Origin of the sequence: Streptomyces caatingaensis, assembly GCF_001187435.1 — a bacterium.
Taxonomy (GTDB): domain Bacteria; phylum Actinomycetota; class Actinomycetes; order Streptomycetales; family Streptomycetaceae; genus Streptomyces; species Streptomyces caatingaensis.
This window is the reverse complement of the sequence record NZ_LFXA01000007.1, coordinates 57,348-74,592: the sequence shown is the minus strand read 5'-3', so window position 1 is coordinate 74,592 and position 17,245 is coordinate 57,348. Positions and strand designations below refer to the sequence as shown.

Genomic DNA, 17,245 nt, shown 5'->3' with positions numbered 1-17,245 from the left:
GCGTCCCCGCCGGGTTCACCCCCGCCCCGCCCACCCCCGCAGGATCGCCTCCGCGGCGTCCTCGGCGGTCGTGTCGCCGCAGTTGTCCACCACCAGGTCGGGGGCGAGGGGGAATTCGGCCGGCGTGCCGAGGCCGACCACGTCGCGCGTGTCGGGCGCTCCGTAGAGGGAGGCGCGGTCGCGGCGCTGGCGCAGGTCGTCGAGGGGGACGCGGAGCAACACCTCGTAGTAGCCGGGGAGTCGGCGGCGGTTGCGGGCGTGGGCCTCGTGGAAGAGGGAGACCGTCGCGCAGATCACCAGGTGTCCCTGGGCCGCCAGTTCACCGGCCAGGGCTCCGTAGTAGCGGGCGAGGCGGCGGCGGTCCTCCTCCCGGTGCCCGGGCCGCACCGGAAGGGTCGCCCGCAGCCGGTCCCCGTCCAGCAGGACGGGCAGGACGCCCCCGGCGGCGAGCCTGTCCCGCAGGATTCCCGCCACGGTGCTCTTCCCCGCCCCGGACAGGCCCGTGATCCACAGCACCCCGGGCCCCGGCGGCCTCACGCGCCGGCCTCGTCGAGCAGGCGCAGCACCCGGCGGCCGACGGCGATGTCGGACGGATGGTCGAACTCGCACCACGGGCCGTCCGCGGCGACCGTGGCGACGTCCAGCAGGTTGCGGCGGACGAGGTGCCGGAGCAGTCCCGTCATGTCGAGTGCGGCGGTGCGCGGGTCCGCGGCGCGCGCCCGGCGGATCGTCCCCCAGGCCGGCGGGGTGATCCGCAGCAGCCCCATGTACTGGCCCTGGACCTCCGCCGCCGAGCCGGGGCGGCCCCCGATGTCGAGGAGGCGGCCGTCCCGGTGGACGAACGTCTCGGCGTCGTCGAGCGGGTCGGCGAAGCGGCTGCTCCACAGGGCGAGCCAGTGGGGGTCGTAGGCGACGGCGAGCCCGGCCGCGGCGGCCGCGAGCCGGCGGGCCGTGGCGGGCGCGTAGACGATGTCCCCGTAGGCGACGAGCACCGGGCCCGCCCGCAGCCAGAGGTCGGCCGCGGCGAGGGATTCCACCATGGACGTGCCGGCCCAGCGGGGGTTGACGAACACCCTGGGGCCGAGGCCGTCGAACGCCTCGGCGCGCCAGCCGGCGACGACGCCGACCTCCTCGGCCCCGGCCGCGGTGAGGGCCTCGACGTGGCGTCGCAGCAGGGTCTTCCCGCCGATCTCCACCAGGCACTTGGGGCGGTCGGCGGTGAAGGGCATCAGCCGCGAACCGCGGCCCGCGGCCAGGACCAGCGCCTTCACCGGTCGCCGCCGCCCAGCAGGCCGCGCACGGCGCGGACGTCCTCGGGGTGGGGGACCGGTTCCCGCTCGGGGTGCCACATGACGCCCGCGACGCGGGCGGTCCGGTGGCGCACCGCTTCGATCACGTCCCCGCAGCGGGCGGTGGCCTCCAGGGGCGCGGGCACCGAGCGGGCGGCCATGCGGTGGTAGCTGTTGACCTCGCGGCGTCCGCCGCCCGCGGTGACGACGGTGTGCCGGACGGCCACGTGGCCGTCGACGGGGACGAGTGCGGCACCGTGCGCCCGGAGGATCACCTGCATGCCCCGGCACACGCCGAGCACCGGCAGGCCGGCGTCCAGCGCCCAGCGCAGGAGCCGCAGTTCGGCGGCGTCGCGCTCGGGCGTCGGCCCGCCGTACTCGGCGAGGTCGTCGCCGCCGGTGAGCAGCACGCCGCGCAGGCCCGCAGCCGAGGCGGTGCGCACGGCGAGGTCCGCGTCGTTGGGGAGGGGGACGGGGGTGAGCCCGCAGGCGGCGAGGAAGGGGAACCAGCGGGCGTCCAGGGCGTAGCGGCGCTCGCCGGACCGGTCGGGCGGCAGGGAGCGCTGGGTGACGCCGACGAGGGTCACGAGACCACCGCCACCAGGCCGGCGGCCGCGTCGATGTCGAGGGCGGCCGCCTTCGACCACCGGTGGAACAGCGGTTCTCCGGCGCCGATCACCGCGGGGACGCCGAGCTCCAGCGCCCGGGTGGCCATGTGGGAGTTGGCGCCGCCGAAGGCCGTGACCAGGCCGGCGACGCCGCGGGCGAAGAGCCAGTCGTAGCCGGGGTCGGCGCTGGTCACCAGGGCGATGGCGCCCTCGGGGGGATCACCGGCGTCGATGTCGGCGACGGGGGCCAGCACCCGGCCCTGGGTGACGAAGGTGGGGCGGGCCTGCGGCACGACGAAGCTCCAGGCGTCCCGCCCGTCGGTGACCAGGGGCGGCAGGCAGAGGGAGCGGGTGACGGCGTGGGCCGCGCGGCCCCGGTCGGCGGCGTCCCGGAGGACCGCGGCGGCGGCACGGCGGCCGGCGGGTAGCGCGGCGACGGTGGGGAGGTCCACGTAGGACATCGCGTCGGCGTCGAGGCCGTGCCGCTCCCCGAGGCCGCGGAGGTCGGTGAGGACGTCGCTGAGCACGGAGGTGAAGGCGAACTTGCCGTGCTCGCGGCCGCGCAGGGCCTCGGCCATGAACTCCAGCAGCCGGGCCGCGCCGAAGGAGAACCCCTCGCGGGCGGTCAGGGCGTCGACGGCGCGCAGCAGCGCGGGGCCGGGCCGGAACACCGGGCGCTCGGCGGGGTCCGGGCGGCGGGCGGCCCAGTCGAAGTACCGCTCGGGCGCCTCGTCGTAGCGGGGCGAGAGGATGTCGTAGGTGCCGGGGCGGAGGTGGCCGTAGCGCTTGAGGAACGTCTCGCGCTCCAACGCGTGGAAGTCGTGCCGCAGTTCACCGGCGACCAGGCCGATGCCGCCGACGAACGCGGCCTTGTCCGCGGGCGTGAGGGCGCCCTCGGCGACGAGGTCGTCGAGGAACTCGGTGGCGACGAACGCGGCGCGGGCCAGGACGGCGAAGGGCAGCGTCCCGCCCTCCGCGCAGGCGGCCAGGCGGGCGGCGAGGGAGGCCCCGCAGCAGCCGGGGCGGTCGGCGGCGCAGCCGTCGGCGTGGACGGCGGGCCGGCGGGCCGCGTCCGGCCGGCCGAGCCGGGCCGGGTCGGCCTCCCGGAGCGGGCCGCTCACCAGACGGTCCGTCAGCCGGCGCAGGGACTCCCGCAGCAGGGCGCGCTCGCCGGGTGCGAAGCCGGCGGGGGCGAGGGCGGCCAGCCGTTCCCGGGTGCGGAAGCCGTGGGCGGAGAGCACGACACGGGACTCGATCTTGTCGTGCAGGTCGGGCGCGGCCCGGAGCAGGCCGAGCCAGTGGCCGGCCAGGCGGGCGGCGAGCGGTTCGGGGAGGTCGGCGGGGAGGAAGGAGGCGACGCTGGCCCGTACGTCGATGTAGGGCAGGCCCGCGAAGTCCACGAGCAGCGGGGTGCCGCGCAGGTCGCGGTAGCCGTGGCGGTGGCGGGCGCGGGCCCAGACCGAGTCGGTGATCAGGAGCCGGTACAGGGACAGGGCCAGGGGCCGGGGGCGCAGGCCGATCATCTCGGCCGGGTTCCAGTCGGGCATCACCCCGAACAGGGGGCGGGTGCCCGGCAGCGGGGCCCCGGCCCGTGCGGCGCGGTCCACTGCGTCCGCGGCCGCCGCGACGGCCGCCCGGTGGGCCGCGACGGGCACCGGCGCGGCGGGCCGGGCCAGGGGCCGGGCCTGGAAGAGGACCAGGTCGCCGTCCGCCGCCACGGCGAACTCGATGTCCAGCCGGGGCTCCCCGGTGAGTCCGGCGATCTCGGCCAGCAGGGCGCGGACACGGGGGACCAGCGGGTGGCGGTCGGCGCCGGGCGGCGCCCCGGCGGCGGAGCAGGAGAGCCACAGGCCGTCCTCGGAGCCGCCCGTGACGGCCCCGCTGCGGTCGCTCTCGCTCCAGTTGACGACGGTGTAGGGCGCGCCGCCGCTGGGGTCGTGGGAGTGGGCCACGCCGCCGAGCCGGATCCCCGTCAGCTCGGGCTGCACGAGCACCTGGTCCTCGGGGCGTTCCGCGTCGTAGGAGGCGAAGACCTCGTCGACGGCGTCGGCGACGGCCGCCCGGCCGCGGCGGCCGGGGAGGGAACGGAAGCGGCCCGCCTGGGATCCCGCGGCGGTGTCCTCGGTGACCGCGCTGCTGCGGACGATGAGCGGTCCGGCGGCCCACGGCCGGGCCAGCACCTCGTCGAGGAGGCGCGCGCGGGACGCCCGCCACTGCCGGAGGGTGAAGGAGGCGCGGGGCAGGACGCGTGCGGTGGTGAGCAGCGGGGCCAGGCGGTCCAGGGTCTCGGCCTTGGTCCCGAGGCGGACGGCGGGGCCGCTCATCGCCGCGCGTCCGCGTCGGTGCCGCGCGGGTCGAGGCGGCGGGCGGTCCAGGCGCGGGTGGTGTACGGGACGTCGATCCACTCGCCCGTCTCGCGGCGCACCAGGTCGCCGATGGCGTCGCACACCTCGGCAAAGCGCGGCCCGGCCTGTTCGCCGAGCGTGGCGTGGGAGGCCCAGGCCCGGACCCAGGCCGCGGCGGGCAGCCGGAAGACCTGCCGGCCGGAGAGGGCGACCGGCGGGGCGAAGAGGCCGCTCTCCTCGATGACGGGCCGCTGGTCGGTCCGCCGGACGCCGTAGCCGTAGCCCGGGACGCGCTCGTGGATGAGCTCCTCGACGCGGGCCTGGAGCGGGTCGTCCAGGTCGCGGTGGTTCCACAGGCAGGCGAAGTGGCCGCCGGGCGCCAGGATGCGGGCGGTCTCCCGCAGGGCGGCCGGCCGGTCCGTGCGGTCGAAGGAGGAGCCGAAGGTGACGAGCCGGTAGTGACCCGCCGGCCGGCCGGACGCCTCGCCGGTCCCCTCGTACCAGGTGACGCCCGGGGCGCCGGCGGTGCGCCGCTCCCCCACCGCCCGCATGGCGGGCGTCGGTTCGACCGCGTCCACCCGCAGCCCGTGTTCCAGGAGCGGGGCGGTGAGATGGGCCGAGCCCGCCCCCATGTCGCACACGAGGTCGCCGGGGCGCACGGCGGCCGTCCGCAGCAGGGCGCGGACGACGCCGGGCACGTACTCGGCCCGTTCGCGGTAGGCCACCGCGTAGGGCGAGTAGTCGAAGGTCGTGGTCACGGTGCGGTCCCTTCACTGGTGGAGAGCCGGTAGCCGAAGCGGGCGGCGGTGGCCGCGAGGTCCGGGTCGCGGAAGCGGGCGGCGAGGGCCGGGTCGCCGATCCACTCGCGCCACTCCCCGACCTGTCCCCGGCGCATGATCCGGGGCCCGTCCGCGCCCCGGTCCCCGTCCTCGGCCATGGCCGCGGTCTCGTGGGCGCGCATGGCCTCGTACGAACTGGCGCGCACGGCGCGGGCGATCTCCCGCGGGGCGCGTTCCTGCCCGAGAGCGCGCAGCAGGGCGGCCGTCGCCGCCGCCGGGTCGCTCTTGAGGTCCTCGAAGCGGACGACGGCGGAGCGGCGGAAGGCGGGCAGGGCGTCGAGCCAGGCGGCGCAGAAGCGGGTCCAGCCCTCGACGGGCGGTTCGCCGTTGACGACGGGGCCGTCGAGGAACGCGGCGAAGGTGCCGCGCCCGTTGTCGCCGAGCCGCCAGCGCTCCGCGAAGCCGCGGAACCAGTGGTACGCGGAGTGGATGGCGTCCCTGGGGTCGCGGACCAGCAGGACGGCGCCCGCGAGCCGGCCGGCGTCGAAGGCGTCCGGGTGGAGGTGGTTCTTGACGAACCGGAGGCCGTCGGCGGAGCGGTGGACGCCGTGCCGCCGGTCCTCGGCGGCGGTGGCGGCGAGCCGGCGGCGGTAGGTCATCCGGTCCTCGACGACGGCCGAGGTGCCGTCGGGGAGAACGGTCTCGGTGTAGGGGTCGAGGTGCCCGAAGCCGAGCTCGGTCAGGATGTTGCCGACGAGCGCGGCTCCGGAGGCCGGGTAGCCGGCGACGACGACGTCCCGTCCGCCCAGGCGGGCGGCGTTCCACCGGTGCAGGGCGAACGGGTGCATCCCGTCAGTCCTTGACGGCCACGCCGACGACGCCCGAGCGGGTCATCGGGTGCCCGTTCCCGGCGTCGGCGTCGGGGCGCCAGTCGGCCATGCCGGTCAGGCCGGGCTCCAGCAGCCGGAAGCCCTCGAAGAACCGTCCGGTCGCGGCGGGCCCGCGGTTCTGCAGCCGGGCCCCGAACGCCCGGTAGACGTCCTGGAGTTGTCCGCTCGACGGGCCGGCCTCGGGGGTGGCCTCGACATAGGCGTGGGAGAGGATCAGGTGGCTGCCCGGGGCGAGGGCGTCGCGCAGCAGGGCGACCTTCTCCCAGGGGTCGTCGTCGTCCTCGATGAAGTGGAGGACGGCGACGAGGAGCAGCCCCACGGGGCGGTCGAAGTCGATGTGCGCGCGCACCTCCGGGTGGCCCAGGATGTCCCGCGGCCGGAGGAAGTCCCCGGCGACGGCGGTGGCGTCGGGGTCGCCGGCGAGCAGCTCGCGGCCGCGGGCGACGGCCACCGGGTCGTGGTCGACGTAGACGACGCGGGCGCCGGGGTGGACGCGACGGGCCACGTCGTGGACGTTGCCGCCGTCCGCGGTGGGGATGCCGGAGCCGATGTCCAGGAACTGGGTGATGCCGCTCTCGGCGACGGTGCGCACGGCGCGGCGCAGGAACGCCCGGTTGGCGCGGATGGCGATGTCGAGGCCGGGCAGCGCGTCGAGCGCGGTGCGCGCGGTCCGCCGGTCGGAGTCCAGGTTGTGCTCGCCGCCCACGTAGTAGTCGTACATCCGCGCCACGCTGGGCCGGTCGGGGTCGATGTCCCCGGGCGTCCAGGCGGGGCGGTCCGTCGTGTGTGCCGTGTCGTTCATGCCGGTTCTCCTGTGCGGGGGTCGGGGACGAGGGGCGCGGTGCCGGTGAGCCGTCGCCAGACCAGGACGCGCCGGTCGGTGGTCGAGAGCGAGCTGCCGGTGAGGGTGAGGAGGTCGCCGTCCAGGGTCAGTGAGCGGGTCTGTTCGGTGCCGAGCCATTCGGCCCGGGCGGCGACGGTGAGGGTGTGCACGACGCGGTCGCCCTCGCGCCGCCACGTGCCGGCGTAACTGAGGTAGTCGGGCGGCCCGCCGGCGGGCATCATGTGGACGGCGACGTGGCCGTCCTCGCTGTAGAAGAGCAGCCCGGCGGGGTGGTCGCCGAGGGGTCCGGGGCGGACGCCGCCCTGCTCGTCGAGGGTGTGGAAGGACACCAGCGTCCACACTCCGGCCAGTTCGTTCACGCGCGTCGGGCTCCTTCGAAGCGGGCGGCGTCGCCGCCCAGCAGGTTGTCGCGGGCCCCGCGCACGAGATCGTGCGGTGAGCCCAGGGGGACGGCGCTGACCTCGTCGAGGCGCCGGAGGTGCGCGGCGTCGAGGGTCAGGTCGAGGGCGGCGAGGTAGCCGTCGAGCTGCTCGACGGTGCGCGGGCCGATGACGGGGACGTGGGCCGTGCCGGCCGTGCGGGCCCGGGAGTTGAGCCAGGCCACGGCGACCTGTGCGGGCGGGGCGCCGGTCTCCCGGGCGACGGCGAGGACCTCGTCGAGGACGGCCGTGCGGTGGGCGTCGGACTCGTGGCGCATCACGCGGCCGTTCCAGTCGGTGAGCCGGCCCGCGGAGCCCTGACGGTACTTGCCGGTCAGCAGCCCCCCGCCCAGCGGCCCCCATTGGGCCACCCCGAGGCCCAGTTCCTCGGCCATGGGCAGCAGTTCGCGGTCGGCGGTGCGCTCCACGAGGCTGTACTCGGTCTGGATGCCGGCCACCGGGGCGCGGCCGTGGACCTCGGCCAGGGTGACGGCGCGGGAGACCTGCCAGGCGGCGAAGTTGGACAGCCCTGCGTAGCGGATCTTCCCGGCGCGCACCAGGTCGTCGAGGCCCGCCACGACCTCCTCGACGGGGGTGACGGTGTCGGGGAAGTGCACCCAGTACAGGTCGACGTGGTCGGTGCCGAGCCGGCGGAGGCTGCCCTCCAGCGAACGGATCATGTTGCCGCGGGCGTTGCCGGTGGTGAGGACGCCGGAGGACTCCTTCCCCCAGCCGAAGGAGAACTTGGTGGCCAGGGTGAAGCGGTCGCGGCGGCCGGCGAGGAACGCGCCGAGGAAGGTCTCGGCTTCCCCGTCGTGGTAGCAGTCGGCGGTGTCGAGGAGGGTGCCGCCGGCATCGGCGAAGCGGTCCAGGATCCGCCGGGCCTCGGCCCGTTCGGTGCCGCCGCCCCAGCCGGTGCCGAAGTTGACGGTGCCCAGCGCGTAGGCGGAGACCCTCAGTCCGCAGCGCCGGCCGAAGGTCATGTGGCGCATCGTGCGGTGGCTCCCGTCCGTGGTGCGGTCCGGCGGGTCACGTCCCGGATCAGGTCCAGCAGGGGCGCGGGGTCGCCGCGGAAGTGGAAGTGGCCGCCGGGAAGGGTGTGCCGGCCCGTGATGTGGGCGAGGTGCCCGGTCCACCCGTCGAGGTCCAGCGCCTCGGCGGCGCCCCGGACGAGGGTGGCCGGTACGTCGAGCGGCGGCCCGGGGACGTACCGGTACGTCTCCAGGGCGGTGAGGTCGGCGCGGAGCGGGGCGAGGGCCAGCGCACGCACTCCGGGGTCGGTCCGCACCTGGTCCGGGAGCCGGCCCCAGAGGCGTTCGGCGGCCGTGGCCAGCTCCTCGTCGTTCAGGAGGTGCAGCGGTCCGCCGTGCCGGGCCGCCGTGACGGTGTGCGGCGGCCGGAAGGAGGACAGCAGCAGGTGGCGCGGCTCCGGGCGGCCCAGCGCGCGCAGGGCGCGGGCCGTCTCGTAGGCCACGAGGGCGCCGAAGCTGTGCCCGAGGAAGACGGCCGGGCGGTCGAGGGGGAGGTGGCCGGCCAGGTCGTCGACCAGTGCCGCGACGTCGGTGTGGGCGGGCTCGGCGCGGCGCGACGCCCGGCCGGCGTACTGGACGCCCCGGACCTGGAGGTCGGGCAGGTGGTCGGACCACATCAGGTACTCGCCGGCCGAACCGCCCGCGTGCGGGAAGACGTACAGGTCGAGCGCGGCCTCGGGGCGTTCGCGGCGGCTGGCCAGCCGGCGCGGCGGGCCTGTTCTTGAGGGCATGGCTTCCTCGGAGGTCGGGGGTCCGGTGGGGCGGGGGCGGGCGGGCCGTCAGACGGCCATCAGTTCCTCGACGGCCGCGGCGAGTTCGGCGGGCGCGCCGGCCTCGTAGACGGTGAGGCCGTCGATGTCCACGGGGTAGAGCTCGCGGACGCGTTCGGCGAGCCGCGCGGCGACGAGGGAGTCCCCGCCGAGGTCGAAGAAGTCGTCGTCCGGTCCGACGTCGGGCAGGCCGAGGAGTTCGGCGTAGAGACGGAGGAGGGTGGTCAGGACGTCCTTGCGGGCGTGCGGCGCCTCCTCCGCCGGCCCGGTGGGTTCCGTGGCGGCGGGAGCGGCGGGTGCGGCGGGTTCCACGAGGAAACGTTCGCGCTGGAAGGGGTAGGTGGGCAGGGGTGTCAGCGAACGCCGCTCGCCGCCGTGGACGTGCTTCCAGCGCACGGCCGCGCCGCCGGCCCAGAGCCGGCCGAGCACGGCGAGCGCCGCGGCGTGGCCCTGCCCGCCGTCGTCCTCGCCGTCCCCGTCGCCCTCCGGGAGCAGCAGGTGGCCGGCGGCGGGCTCCTGCGGCAGCGTCCGGGCCGCGGCGAGCAGCGCGCGGTCCGGCGAGACCTCCAGGAGGACGCGGTGCGGGTCGGCGAGCAGCTCCGCCAGGGCGCGGCGGACGAGGGCGGGGTCCGGCCGGGCCGCTGCGCGGGCCCACTGTCCGGGGTCGGCGGCCTCCTCGGCGGTGAGCCGGCGGCCCGACGCCGGGGAGAACACCGGGACTCTGGGCGGGCGCAGGGCGGTGCGGGCCACCAGGGCGGCCCAGGCCGCCGGGTCGTCGCCGGCCGTCTCCCCGGCGCGGGCGTGGCCGAGGGCCAGGCGCAGCGCGTCGGCCAGGGGCAGGACCTTGGCGACGGCCATGGCGGCGGGTGTCCCCGGTCCCGAGCAGAGCACCGCGTCCGGCCTGACGCCCCACCGGATCCAGGTCATGGCGGTGGCGTACTCCCGGGCGAAGGCGGCCACCGCCACCGGGCCGGAGCCGGCCGCCGGGCGGCCGTGCAGCACCGCGTCGCGGTCGGCGGCGGACAGGCCCGCGGCCGCGCAGCACTCCTCGACGGCCTGCCGGTAGGCGGGTTCGGCCGCGCACCGGGCGGGATCGGGCCGCCGCCCGGGGGCACCGGAGAAGAGGAAGGCGGTGGGACGGCCCTCCACGGCGGGCGCGGCGGGGACCGCCGGACGGCCGCCGGCGGGGCCGGTGAGCACCCGGACGGCGTCGGCGGCGCCGCGCGCGACGGCGACGGCACGGTACGGGTGCTCACGGCGCCCGGTCTGCAACGTCCAGGCGACGTCGGCGAGTTCGGTGTCCGGTGCGGCCGACGCGAGCCGGTCCGCGAGCCGGTGCACGGCGGCGTCCAGGGCCCGGGGCGACGCGGCGGAGAGCACCAGGAGCTGTTCCGGGGCCGCGGGCCGGGGGGACGGCGGACGCGGCGGGGCCTCCTCCAGGACGGCGTGGGCGTTGGTTCCGCCGATGCCGAACGCGCTGACCGCCGCGCGCCGCGGTCCGTCCGGCGCCTCCCACGGGACGAGCCGGGTGGCGACCCGGAAGGGGCTGGCGGCGAAGTCGAACTGCGGGTTCGGCTCGGTGAAGTGGAGGCTGGGCGGGATGCGGCGGTGCCGCAGGGCGAGCACCGCCTTGATGAGCCCGGCGGCCCCGGCGGCCGCGTCGGTGTGCCCGATGTTGGTCTTCACCGAGCCGATCCAGCAGAAGCCGGTGCGGTCGGTGTCCTGGCGGAACGCCCGGGTGAGCGCGGTGAGTTCGATGGGGTCGCCGAGGGGGGTGGCGGTGCCGTGCGCCTCGACGTAGCCGATGGTTCCGGCGTCGACGCCGGCGACGAGCTGCGCCTCGCGGACCACGGCGGCCTGTCCGTCGGTGCCGGGCGCGGTGTAGCCGACGCGGGCGCCGCCGTCGTTGTTGACGGCGGTGCCGCGCAGGACGGCGAGGACGTGGTCGCCGTCCGCCTCGGCGTCGGCGAGCCGTTTGAGGACGACGATGCCGACGCCGTCGCCGCCGACGGTTCCGTCGGCCGAGGCGTCGAAGGCGCGGCACTGCCCGCGGGCGGAGAGGATGCCACCGTGGGTGAACTGGCTCTTCTTGTCCGGGACGTGGACGGCGGCGGCGCCGGCCAGGGCGACGTCGCAGTCGCCGGCGAGCAGCCCCTGGACGGCGAGGTGGACGGCGACCAGCGCGGTGGAGCAGGCGGTCTGGACGGTCACGGCGGGCCCGGTGAGGCCGAGTTTGTAGGCGGTGCGGGAGACCAGGTAGTCGGGCGCGGTGCCGAGGAGGATGTCCAGGTCGGTGACGGACGGCAGTTCGGCGCGGCGTTCGTGGAGGATGCGCGCGTAGTCGGTGGTGGTGCCGCCGCCGTAGACGCCGAAGACGTCCGTGGGGCGTGCCGGGTCCTGGCCGGCGTCCTCCAGCGCCTCGGCGGCGCATTCGAGGAAGAGCCGGTGCTGGGGGCTCAACAGCCGTGCCTCGCGCGGCGAGCAGCCGAAGAAGCCGGCGTCGAACCACTCGGGCCGGTCCAGGAGTCCCCGGGCGGGCGTGTAGGTCGCGGTGGCGCCGTCGGCGCGTGCGCCGGGGACCGGTTCCGGGGGGAACCGGGTCACGGACTCGACGCCGTCGGCGAGGTTGCGCCAGAACGCGTCGGGGCCGTCGGCGCCGGGGAAGCGGCAGGCCATGCCGATCACGGCCACGGCCCGTCCGGGCCCGTCGGCGGCCGCGCCGGGGCGGGGCGGGGCGGTGTCTCGGGCGGTCACCATTCCTCCGTCTCCTCGTGGTCGCGGCCGCCGACGCGGCGGCCCGTGCGCCGGGCCTCCAGCCGGGCCAGCCGCCCCCCGCCGGTGTCCGCCGGGCCGCCGGACGCGGCGGCGGCGAGGTGGGCGGCCAGGGAGCGGACCGTGGGGTGCTGGAAGAGGTCGACCAGGGGGACGTCGCGGCCGAGCCGGCGGTGGAGCCCGTCGCGCACGGTGTGCAGCAGCAGCGAGTGGCCGCCCAGGTCGAAGAAGTTGTCCGAGGGGTTCACCGAGGGGAGTCCGAGCACCTCGCACCAGAGCTCGGACACCGTCCGGACCAGGTCCGTCGCGCCCTCCCGGGCATCGCCCGCACGCGGGTCCATGCGACCTCCATTCTTTGACAGGCGTTGTTGCGGACAACCGGGCTCCGGAGCCGCCTCAGGCGCGCACCGTCGTCTTGCTGCGCATGAGGAACTCGCCGAGGTAGCCGTCGTGCGGAAGGCCCGCGCGGTGCCAGTGGGTGGCCCTGCCGCCCAGGTACAGGTTGCTGATCGTCGGCTCCGCGACGAGGGCGTCGACGAGCTCCTCGTCCTCGGTCACGGCCGTCAGCACCAGGGTGTCGCGCAGCGGGGCGACACCGTCCGCGCGGCTCCAGGGGGCGATCCAGACGCAGGGGAACGGCACTTCGGCGCCCAGCTGCGGGGCGTCGGCGGAGGCGAGCTGGTGGACCGCCGGGCGCAGGACCGCGCTGCCGTCGCCGAGTTCGTCGACGAAGCCGGTGCCACCGAGCCAGGCCCGGGTGCCCCGGGCGCGGTCGAGCACGTAACGCTCCAGCGCCCGGGCGGACTTGACGCTCTGGACGGGCAGGCACGCCTTCTCGTCCAGGGGCGGCAGGCTGGGCAGGGCGGCCAGCCGCTCGGCGACGGCCCCCGCCAGCGGCGCGGGATCGCCCTCGACGAGGACGCCGGTGACGTTGACGCAGCCCGTCCCGGCGTGCCGGACGGCCGAGTCGACGACCAGGTCGACGTGGTCCCGCCAGTCCGCCCCGGCCGTCAGCAGGATCTTGGAGCGGCCGGGCCGCAAGGAGAGCACCCCGGGGTCGTCGGCGTAGCGGCGGATGACCTCGTCGCCGCCGTAGGCCAGGTCGGCGCCGCGCACCACGGCGTCGGCGGCGTCGTGGCCGCAGGGCAGCAGCACCACATGGTCGTCGGGGAAGCCCGCCGCGCGCAGGGCGAGGACGAGCCGGTGGGCGGTGAAGGGCTCGCGGCGCGAGGGGCGGACGGCGACGCGGTAGCCCAGGGCCAGCGCCTCGGGCCAGAAGCCGTGCGTCCCGGGGTGGTTGCCTGGTACATGGACGGCCAGCACCTCGCCGCGCCGGCTCCAGAGCGCCTGTCCGGTGCGGACGAGGGGGTCGCGCCAGTCGGACACGGCGCCGCGGGGGCGGGCCTCCTGGACACTGCGGTAGGCCGCGGCGACGCGTTCCGCACAGGTGCGGGTGGCCGTGCGCACGACGCCCAGGGGGAGTCCGGAGACGCGGGTGACGGCCCGTTCGTACTGCTGTGCCGTCAGGCCGCCCAGGGTGGCGGAGCGGAACAGCCCGGCGGCCCGGGAGAGCGCCGCCGCCCGCTCCGCGTCCGGGAGCGGGCGGGCGGCGTGCAGCGCCCTCATGGCCCGCTCGACGTAGATCTTCGGGGCCTGGCTCATCCCGGCCATGACGGCGCCGGTGACGTCCGTGATCTCCTGCTCCGTGCGGGTGCGGTACGGGCCGGACGGTCCCAGCACCTCCACCGTGGGCGGCGCCGCCCCGTCGGCGCCCATCAGTAGACCCCCTCGATGACGACCTCGTCGTCGAAGCGCTCGACCGGGGCGATGCCCGCGGCCGAGTCCCCCGCCGCGCCCTCGGGCGCGGGGACGCGGACCGCGGTGTCGCGTTCGAGGTTGTTGGGCAGCAGGAGGGCCTTGCTGACGTGGTGCATCACGACCTGTCCGCGCTCGCCGTAGGCGACCGGCCGCCGGGTCCTGGGGTCCACCACCTGGAAGGTGATGTAGGGCGAGAACGTGTCGAAGACGCAGGGTTCGCCCGCCGGGGTGCCGTACCGCTGGCCGGCGATGCCGAGGATCATGGTGCTTCCGTAGTGGCCGTAGAGCGTGGTGCCGGGGAAGATCTCGGTGCGGTAGAGCTCGGCGGTGTCGGCGTCCATCTGCGTGCCGCCCCAACGGATCGCGCGCACCTTCTCGTTGACGAGCTCGACCAGGTCGTCACGCCGGGCGATGCGCTCCAGCAGCGGGGGCGTCACCGTCAGCACGCCGACCGGCTGGGTGCGCAGGATGTGCGCGGCCTGGTCGACGACGTGCTCGGCGTAGGCGTCGGCCTGGGCTCCCCGGCCGTCGGCGATGAGCCGCTTCACCCACCGCGGGTCGAGGTCCACGGTGAAGCCGTGGCGGCCGTGGGTGAGCGCGGAGCGCCGGAAGATCTCCCCGACGATGTGCGGGCCGGACGGGGTGATGCCCAGCCAGTCGGCCCCGCGCGGGAAGCCGTGCACGTCGAGGTTGGCGTTGCTCCAGGCCACCAGCTTCTCCAGCCAGTCGGCCGGGCAGACCACCCGCTTGGGGGCGCCCGTGGTGCCGCCGCTCTCGAAGACGCCGACGAGGTCGGGGCGGGGGCCGTAGCCGCGGGGGACGAGGTCGGCGGCGGGCACGTCGCGCAACTCGTTGGCCACGTTGGGGAAGAGCGTCAGGTCGTCGTAGCCCTTGACGTCCGCGAGCGGGTCGAAATCCAGGGTCGCCGCGCGCCGCAGCCAGAACGGGGACCCGGTCTCGGGGGCGAAATGCCATGCCATCGCGGCCCGGACCAGTTCGTCGGGGTCCGGGCGGGCGTCATGGGGCAGGTCCAGGATCGACGGCTCCGTGCGCACCACGCGTTCTCCTTCGTCTCGGCCGGCAGCGCGGACCTGCCGGTACCCGAATTCGATCAACGCGCGGCGGGGGCCCGCATGAGTAGCCGCTACTCAATTGCCCGCCCCTTGTACAGAGAAGCGTCAGACACGTCAGAGGAAGGACAAACGGAATGCCGGCCACGGGGCGTTCGGCAAAGTTTCCGCCCGGCTTCCACACCGGAAAGACCCGTTGTTCGCGGGTGTCCTCAACATTCCGGGCAAACGGTTTCCCCGGGGCGCCGGATTCGTACACTGGCGCGATGAAGGCAATGATCGCTTGGTGGGATCTCGGTGCCTCGCAGCAGACCGCCGGGACACTGCGTGCATTCATCCGGGAAGAGGCCGGGAAATCCTGGTCCCACATCCCCGGCCTGGTGCTGAAATTCTGGATTTCGTCCCCGGAGCAGAACCGCTGGGGAGCCGTGCTGATATGGGAGTCCGCGGAGGCGGCCGGCGCCGCACGGCTGCCGCGCAGCGCGGCCGAGATCATCGGCCACCCGCTCGACTTCCGGGAGTGGTTCGACGTCGAGGCGACCGTCGAGGGGGACCACGGTCTGCCCTCCCTCGACGGCCTCGGCCCGGCCCTCCAGCCGCCGCCGGAACAGCCGGGGACATAGCGGCCCCGGGGCTCAGGCCCCGCGCTTGCGGGCGCGCAGCGCCCCGGTCTCCAGGGCGGCGAAGAGCGCCACCGGCGCGATCTGCAGCCACGTCCACACCAGTCCGGTGGTGGTCAGCTCCAGCCAGCCGAAGGCCAGTGCGGCCAGGCTGAGCGCGACCCAGAGGGCGCCGCCGCCCACGACGGCGCGCGCCGCCGCGGTGGACACCCGCCGCCCGCGGGCCGCGGCAGCGATCGCCGCGCCGCCCGCCACCATGACCGCGCCGGCCCCCGCGACCACCGCCGTGCCGGGCCCGAAGAGCCGGCCCAGCGGCGCCGCGGCCACCAGGTACCCGGCGCCGACGGCGGCCATGCCGGCGGCGTCCAGCACGAGCAGCCGGCGCAGCCTGCGGTCGACGGCGCCGGGCGGGGCGGCCCGCCCCGCGGCGGCCGTCCGCGCCCCGGGAACGGAGGGTGCAGAAGAGTGGTTCATCCATGACTCCAGTGGTCGTGCGTCACCGTGGGAGAGGGCGGGCCCGTCCCGGCGCGGCGGGGGAACTCGCGCCGGGACGGGGGTCATCGGGCCGGCGGGATGTTGTAGTTGAGGCGGAAGAGGTTGCCCGGGTCGTGGACCGCCTTGAGCCGGGACAGCCGCGCGAAGTCCTCCGCGTCGTAGGCGTCGCGCACCCGGCCGGCCGCCGCGTTCTCGCCGTGGCCGAGGAAGTTGAGGCTGGCACCGGCCGACCACGGCTCCAGCGCGTCGAGAAGCCGCTTGAGCACGGGGCGGGTGTCCTCCTCCGTCACCCCGAACAGCAGGGTCAGGGCGGAGAGCAGGTACTCGGCCCGCCGGTGCCCCACCGCCGTGCGGTGCGCGCCGCCGCGGGCCGCCGCGCCCCCGAGGTGCCTCAGCTCCACCACGCAGGGCACCGGCGCACCGGGACCGGCCAGTTCCAGGATCCTGCCGAGCGCCTCGCCGTCGAGCCGGTCGAGGACGGCGGTCTCGCGCAGGAACGGCACCGGCACCGGCGGGTCGTTGTGGATGACGGCGCTGTCGGCGTAGGGCATCTCCCCCAGCTCGCCCGCGAGCACCGGGCCGGCCGCGCGCAGCGGCGCGACCAGCCGTTCGCCCTCCTCCGCGCCGCCGGTGAAGGCGACGCGCAGGTGGTGGACGTACCGTCCGCGCAGCGGCTCGGGCATCGCCGGGTCGTCCGGGACGGGGATCAGCGCCACCGAGGAGTTCATCTCCTCGGGCACGGAGGCGGTCCAGCGCACATACGCCTCCAGCAGCCCGGGCGCGGCCTCGGCATCGAAGTAGAGGCCTCCGCCGTACAGCCGCGCCACGGGAAGGAGTTCCATCTCCAGCCGGGTGACGATCCCGAAGTTGTCCCGGCCGCCCAGCAGCGCCCCGTAGAGGTCGGGTTCCCGCTCGGGGGTGACGTGACGCAGCGAACCGTCCGCGGTGACCACGTCCATGGCCCGCACCCGGTCGCAGGCGTAGCCGAACGACCGCACCAGCAGGCCGACTCCGCCGCCGAGGACGTACGGCACGGCGGCGACGTGCGGCGCCGAGCCGTTGAGCGGGGCCAGCCCGTGCTCGGCGGCCGCCGCGACGACCGCGTCGAACCGGGCGCCCGCCCCGACGGTCACGGTACGGGCGACGGGGTCCACGTCGACGCCGTCCATCCGGCGGGTGGTGACGAGCAGTCCGCCGTCGGCGACGACGGAGTAGCCGTGCCCCGTGGCCTGCACCGCGACGGGCAGACCGTGCCGGGCCGCGAAACGCACCGCCGCCCGGACGTCCTCGGCGCCGGCGGCCCCGACGACCACGTCGGGCCGGTGCCGGACGGCGAGGTTGAACCCGGTCCGTTCCTCGTCGTACCCCTCGTCACCGGGGACCAGGACCGGTCCCTCCACCTCGGCGGCCAGCGTCTGGATGTGGGCGTGCAGCACGCGTTCTCTCCGTTCCCCCGGAACCTCTCGTCCGGACGGCACGATCATGCGATCCGAAA

General features: G+C 76.2%; 17 protein-coding genes. 1 reads left to right on the top strand and 16 read right to left on the bottom strand.

Going from position 1 to position 17,245, the window contains the following annotated elements:
* Positions 1-15: 15 nt before the first annotated feature.
* Genes AC230_RS32530 through AC230_RS11415 form a run of 14 tightly spaced genes read right to left on the bottom strand, consistent with a single transcriptional unit; the run spans position 16 to position 14,623 of the window.
* Positions 16-516 carry an adenylyl-sulfate kinase gene (locus tag AC230_RS32530; RefSeq protein ID WP_049716038.1) on the bottom strand — a complete coding sequence of 167 codons (501 nt, stop codon included), beginning with the start codon at positions 514-516 and terminating at the stop codon, positions 16-18.
* 17 nt (positions 517-533) lie between these two features.
* Entirely contained in the window at positions 534-1,271 is a 738-nt protein-coding gene (locus tag AC230_RS11475) for a phosphocholine cytidylyltransferase family protein (RefSeq protein ID WP_049716037.1), read from the bottom strand.
* On the bottom strand, positions 1,268-1,876 hold the full coding sequence (locus AC230_RS11470) for a gamma-glutamyl-gamma-aminobutyrate hydrolase family protein (protein WP_049716036.1): 609 nt from the start codon (positions 1,874-1,876) through the stop codon (positions 1,268-1,270). Before AC230_RS11470 ends, AC230_RS11475 begins: the two co-directional genes overlap by 4 nt.
* Complete coding sequence (locus tag AC230_RS11465) at positions 1,873-4,221, bottom strand: PEP-utilizing enzyme (protein WP_049716035.1); 2,349 nt, start codon at positions 4,219-4,221, stop codon at positions 1,873-1,875. The genes AC230_RS11470 and AC230_RS11465 overlap by 4 nt, the downstream gene beginning before the upstream one ends.
* Entirely contained in the window at positions 4,218-5,000 is a 783-nt protein-coding gene (locus tag AC230_RS11460; RefSeq protein ID WP_049716034.1) for a class I SAM-dependent methyltransferase, read from the bottom strand. The genes AC230_RS11465 and AC230_RS11460 overlap by 4 nt, the downstream gene beginning before the upstream one ends.
* The gene (locus AC230_RS11455; RefSeq protein ID WP_049716033.1) at positions 4,997-5,869 is read right to left on the bottom strand and encodes a sulfotransferase domain-containing protein; all 873 of its coding nucleotides are present in this window, start codon (positions 5,867-5,869) and stop codon (positions 4,997-4,999) included. The genes AC230_RS11460 and AC230_RS11455 overlap by 4 nt, the downstream gene beginning before the upstream one ends.
* A gap of 4 nt (positions 5,870-5,873) precedes the next feature.
* A complete protein-coding gene (locus AC230_RS11450; protein ID WP_049716032.1) occupies positions 5,874-6,713 on the bottom strand; it encodes an SAM-dependent methyltransferase in 840 nt (279 codons plus the stop codon).
* Complete coding sequence (locus tag AC230_RS11445; protein ID WP_049716031.1) at positions 6,710-7,114, bottom strand: lipocalin-like domain-containing protein; 405 nt, start codon at positions 7,112-7,114, stop codon at positions 6,710-6,712. The genes AC230_RS11450 and AC230_RS11445 overlap by 4 nt, the downstream gene beginning before the upstream one ends.
* Positions 7,111-8,157 (bottom strand): aldo/keto reductase, encoded by a 1,047-nt coding sequence (locus AC230_RS11440; protein ID WP_241833189.1) that lies wholly within the window; start codon positions 8,155-8,157, stop codon positions 7,111-7,113. The genes AC230_RS11445 and AC230_RS11440 overlap by 4 nt, the downstream gene beginning before the upstream one ends.
* Positions 8,154-8,936, bottom strand: coding sequence for a thioesterase II family protein (locus tag AC230_RS11435; protein WP_049716029.1), 783 nt, complete (start codon positions 8,934-8,936; stop codon positions 8,154-8,156). The genes AC230_RS11440 and AC230_RS11435 overlap by 4 nt, the downstream gene beginning before the upstream one ends.
* Positions 8,937-8,984: 48 nt before the next feature.
* Positions 8,985-11,732: a type I polyketide synthase gene (locus AC230_RS11430; RefSeq protein ID WP_049716028.1), complete on the bottom strand. Its 2,748-nt coding sequence runs from the start codon at positions 11,730-11,732 to the stop codon at positions 8,985-8,987.
* Positions 11,726-12,088 (bottom strand): acyl carrier protein, encoded by a 363-nt coding sequence (locus AC230_RS11425; protein WP_049716027.1) that lies wholly within the window; start codon positions 12,086-12,088, stop codon positions 11,726-11,728. Before AC230_RS11425 ends, AC230_RS11430 begins: the two co-directional genes overlap by 7 nt.
* Before the next feature lie 55 nt (positions 12,089-12,143).
* The gene (locus AC230_RS11420; RefSeq protein WP_049716026.1) at positions 12,144-13,523 is read right to left on the bottom strand and encodes an aldehyde dehydrogenase family protein; all 1,380 of its coding nucleotides are present in this window, start codon (positions 13,521-13,523) and stop codon (positions 12,144-12,146) included.
* Positions 13,523-14,623 (bottom strand): acyl-CoA synthetase family protein, encoded by a 1,101-nt coding sequence (locus AC230_RS11415; protein ID WP_049716025.1) that lies wholly within the window; start codon positions 14,621-14,623, stop codon positions 13,523-13,525. Before AC230_RS11415 ends, AC230_RS11420 begins: the two co-directional genes overlap by 1 nt.
* Positions 14,624-14,901: 278 nt before the next feature.
* Between AC230_RS11415 and AC230_RS11410 the strand changes: the two genes are divergently transcribed.
* Complete coding sequence (locus AC230_RS11410) at positions 14,902-15,258, top strand: hypothetical protein (protein ID WP_049716024.1); 357 nt, start codon at positions 14,902-14,904, stop codon at positions 15,256-15,258.
* 12 nt (positions 15,259-15,270) lie between these two features.
* Here AC230_RS11410 and AC230_RS11405 read toward each other — a convergent pair whose 3' ends face one another.
* Positions 15,271-15,729, bottom strand: a complete 459-nt coding sequence (locus AC230_RS11405; protein WP_053161128.1) for a hypothetical protein — start codon at positions 15,727-15,729, stop codon at positions 15,271-15,273.
* 83 nt (positions 15,730-15,812) lie between these two features.
* Positions 15,813-17,186 (bottom strand): FAD-binding oxidoreductase, encoded by a 1,374-nt coding sequence (locus AC230_RS11400; RefSeq protein WP_049716023.1) that lies wholly within the window; start codon positions 17,184-17,186, stop codon positions 15,813-15,815.
* Positions 17,187-17,245: the final 59 nt, after the last annotated feature.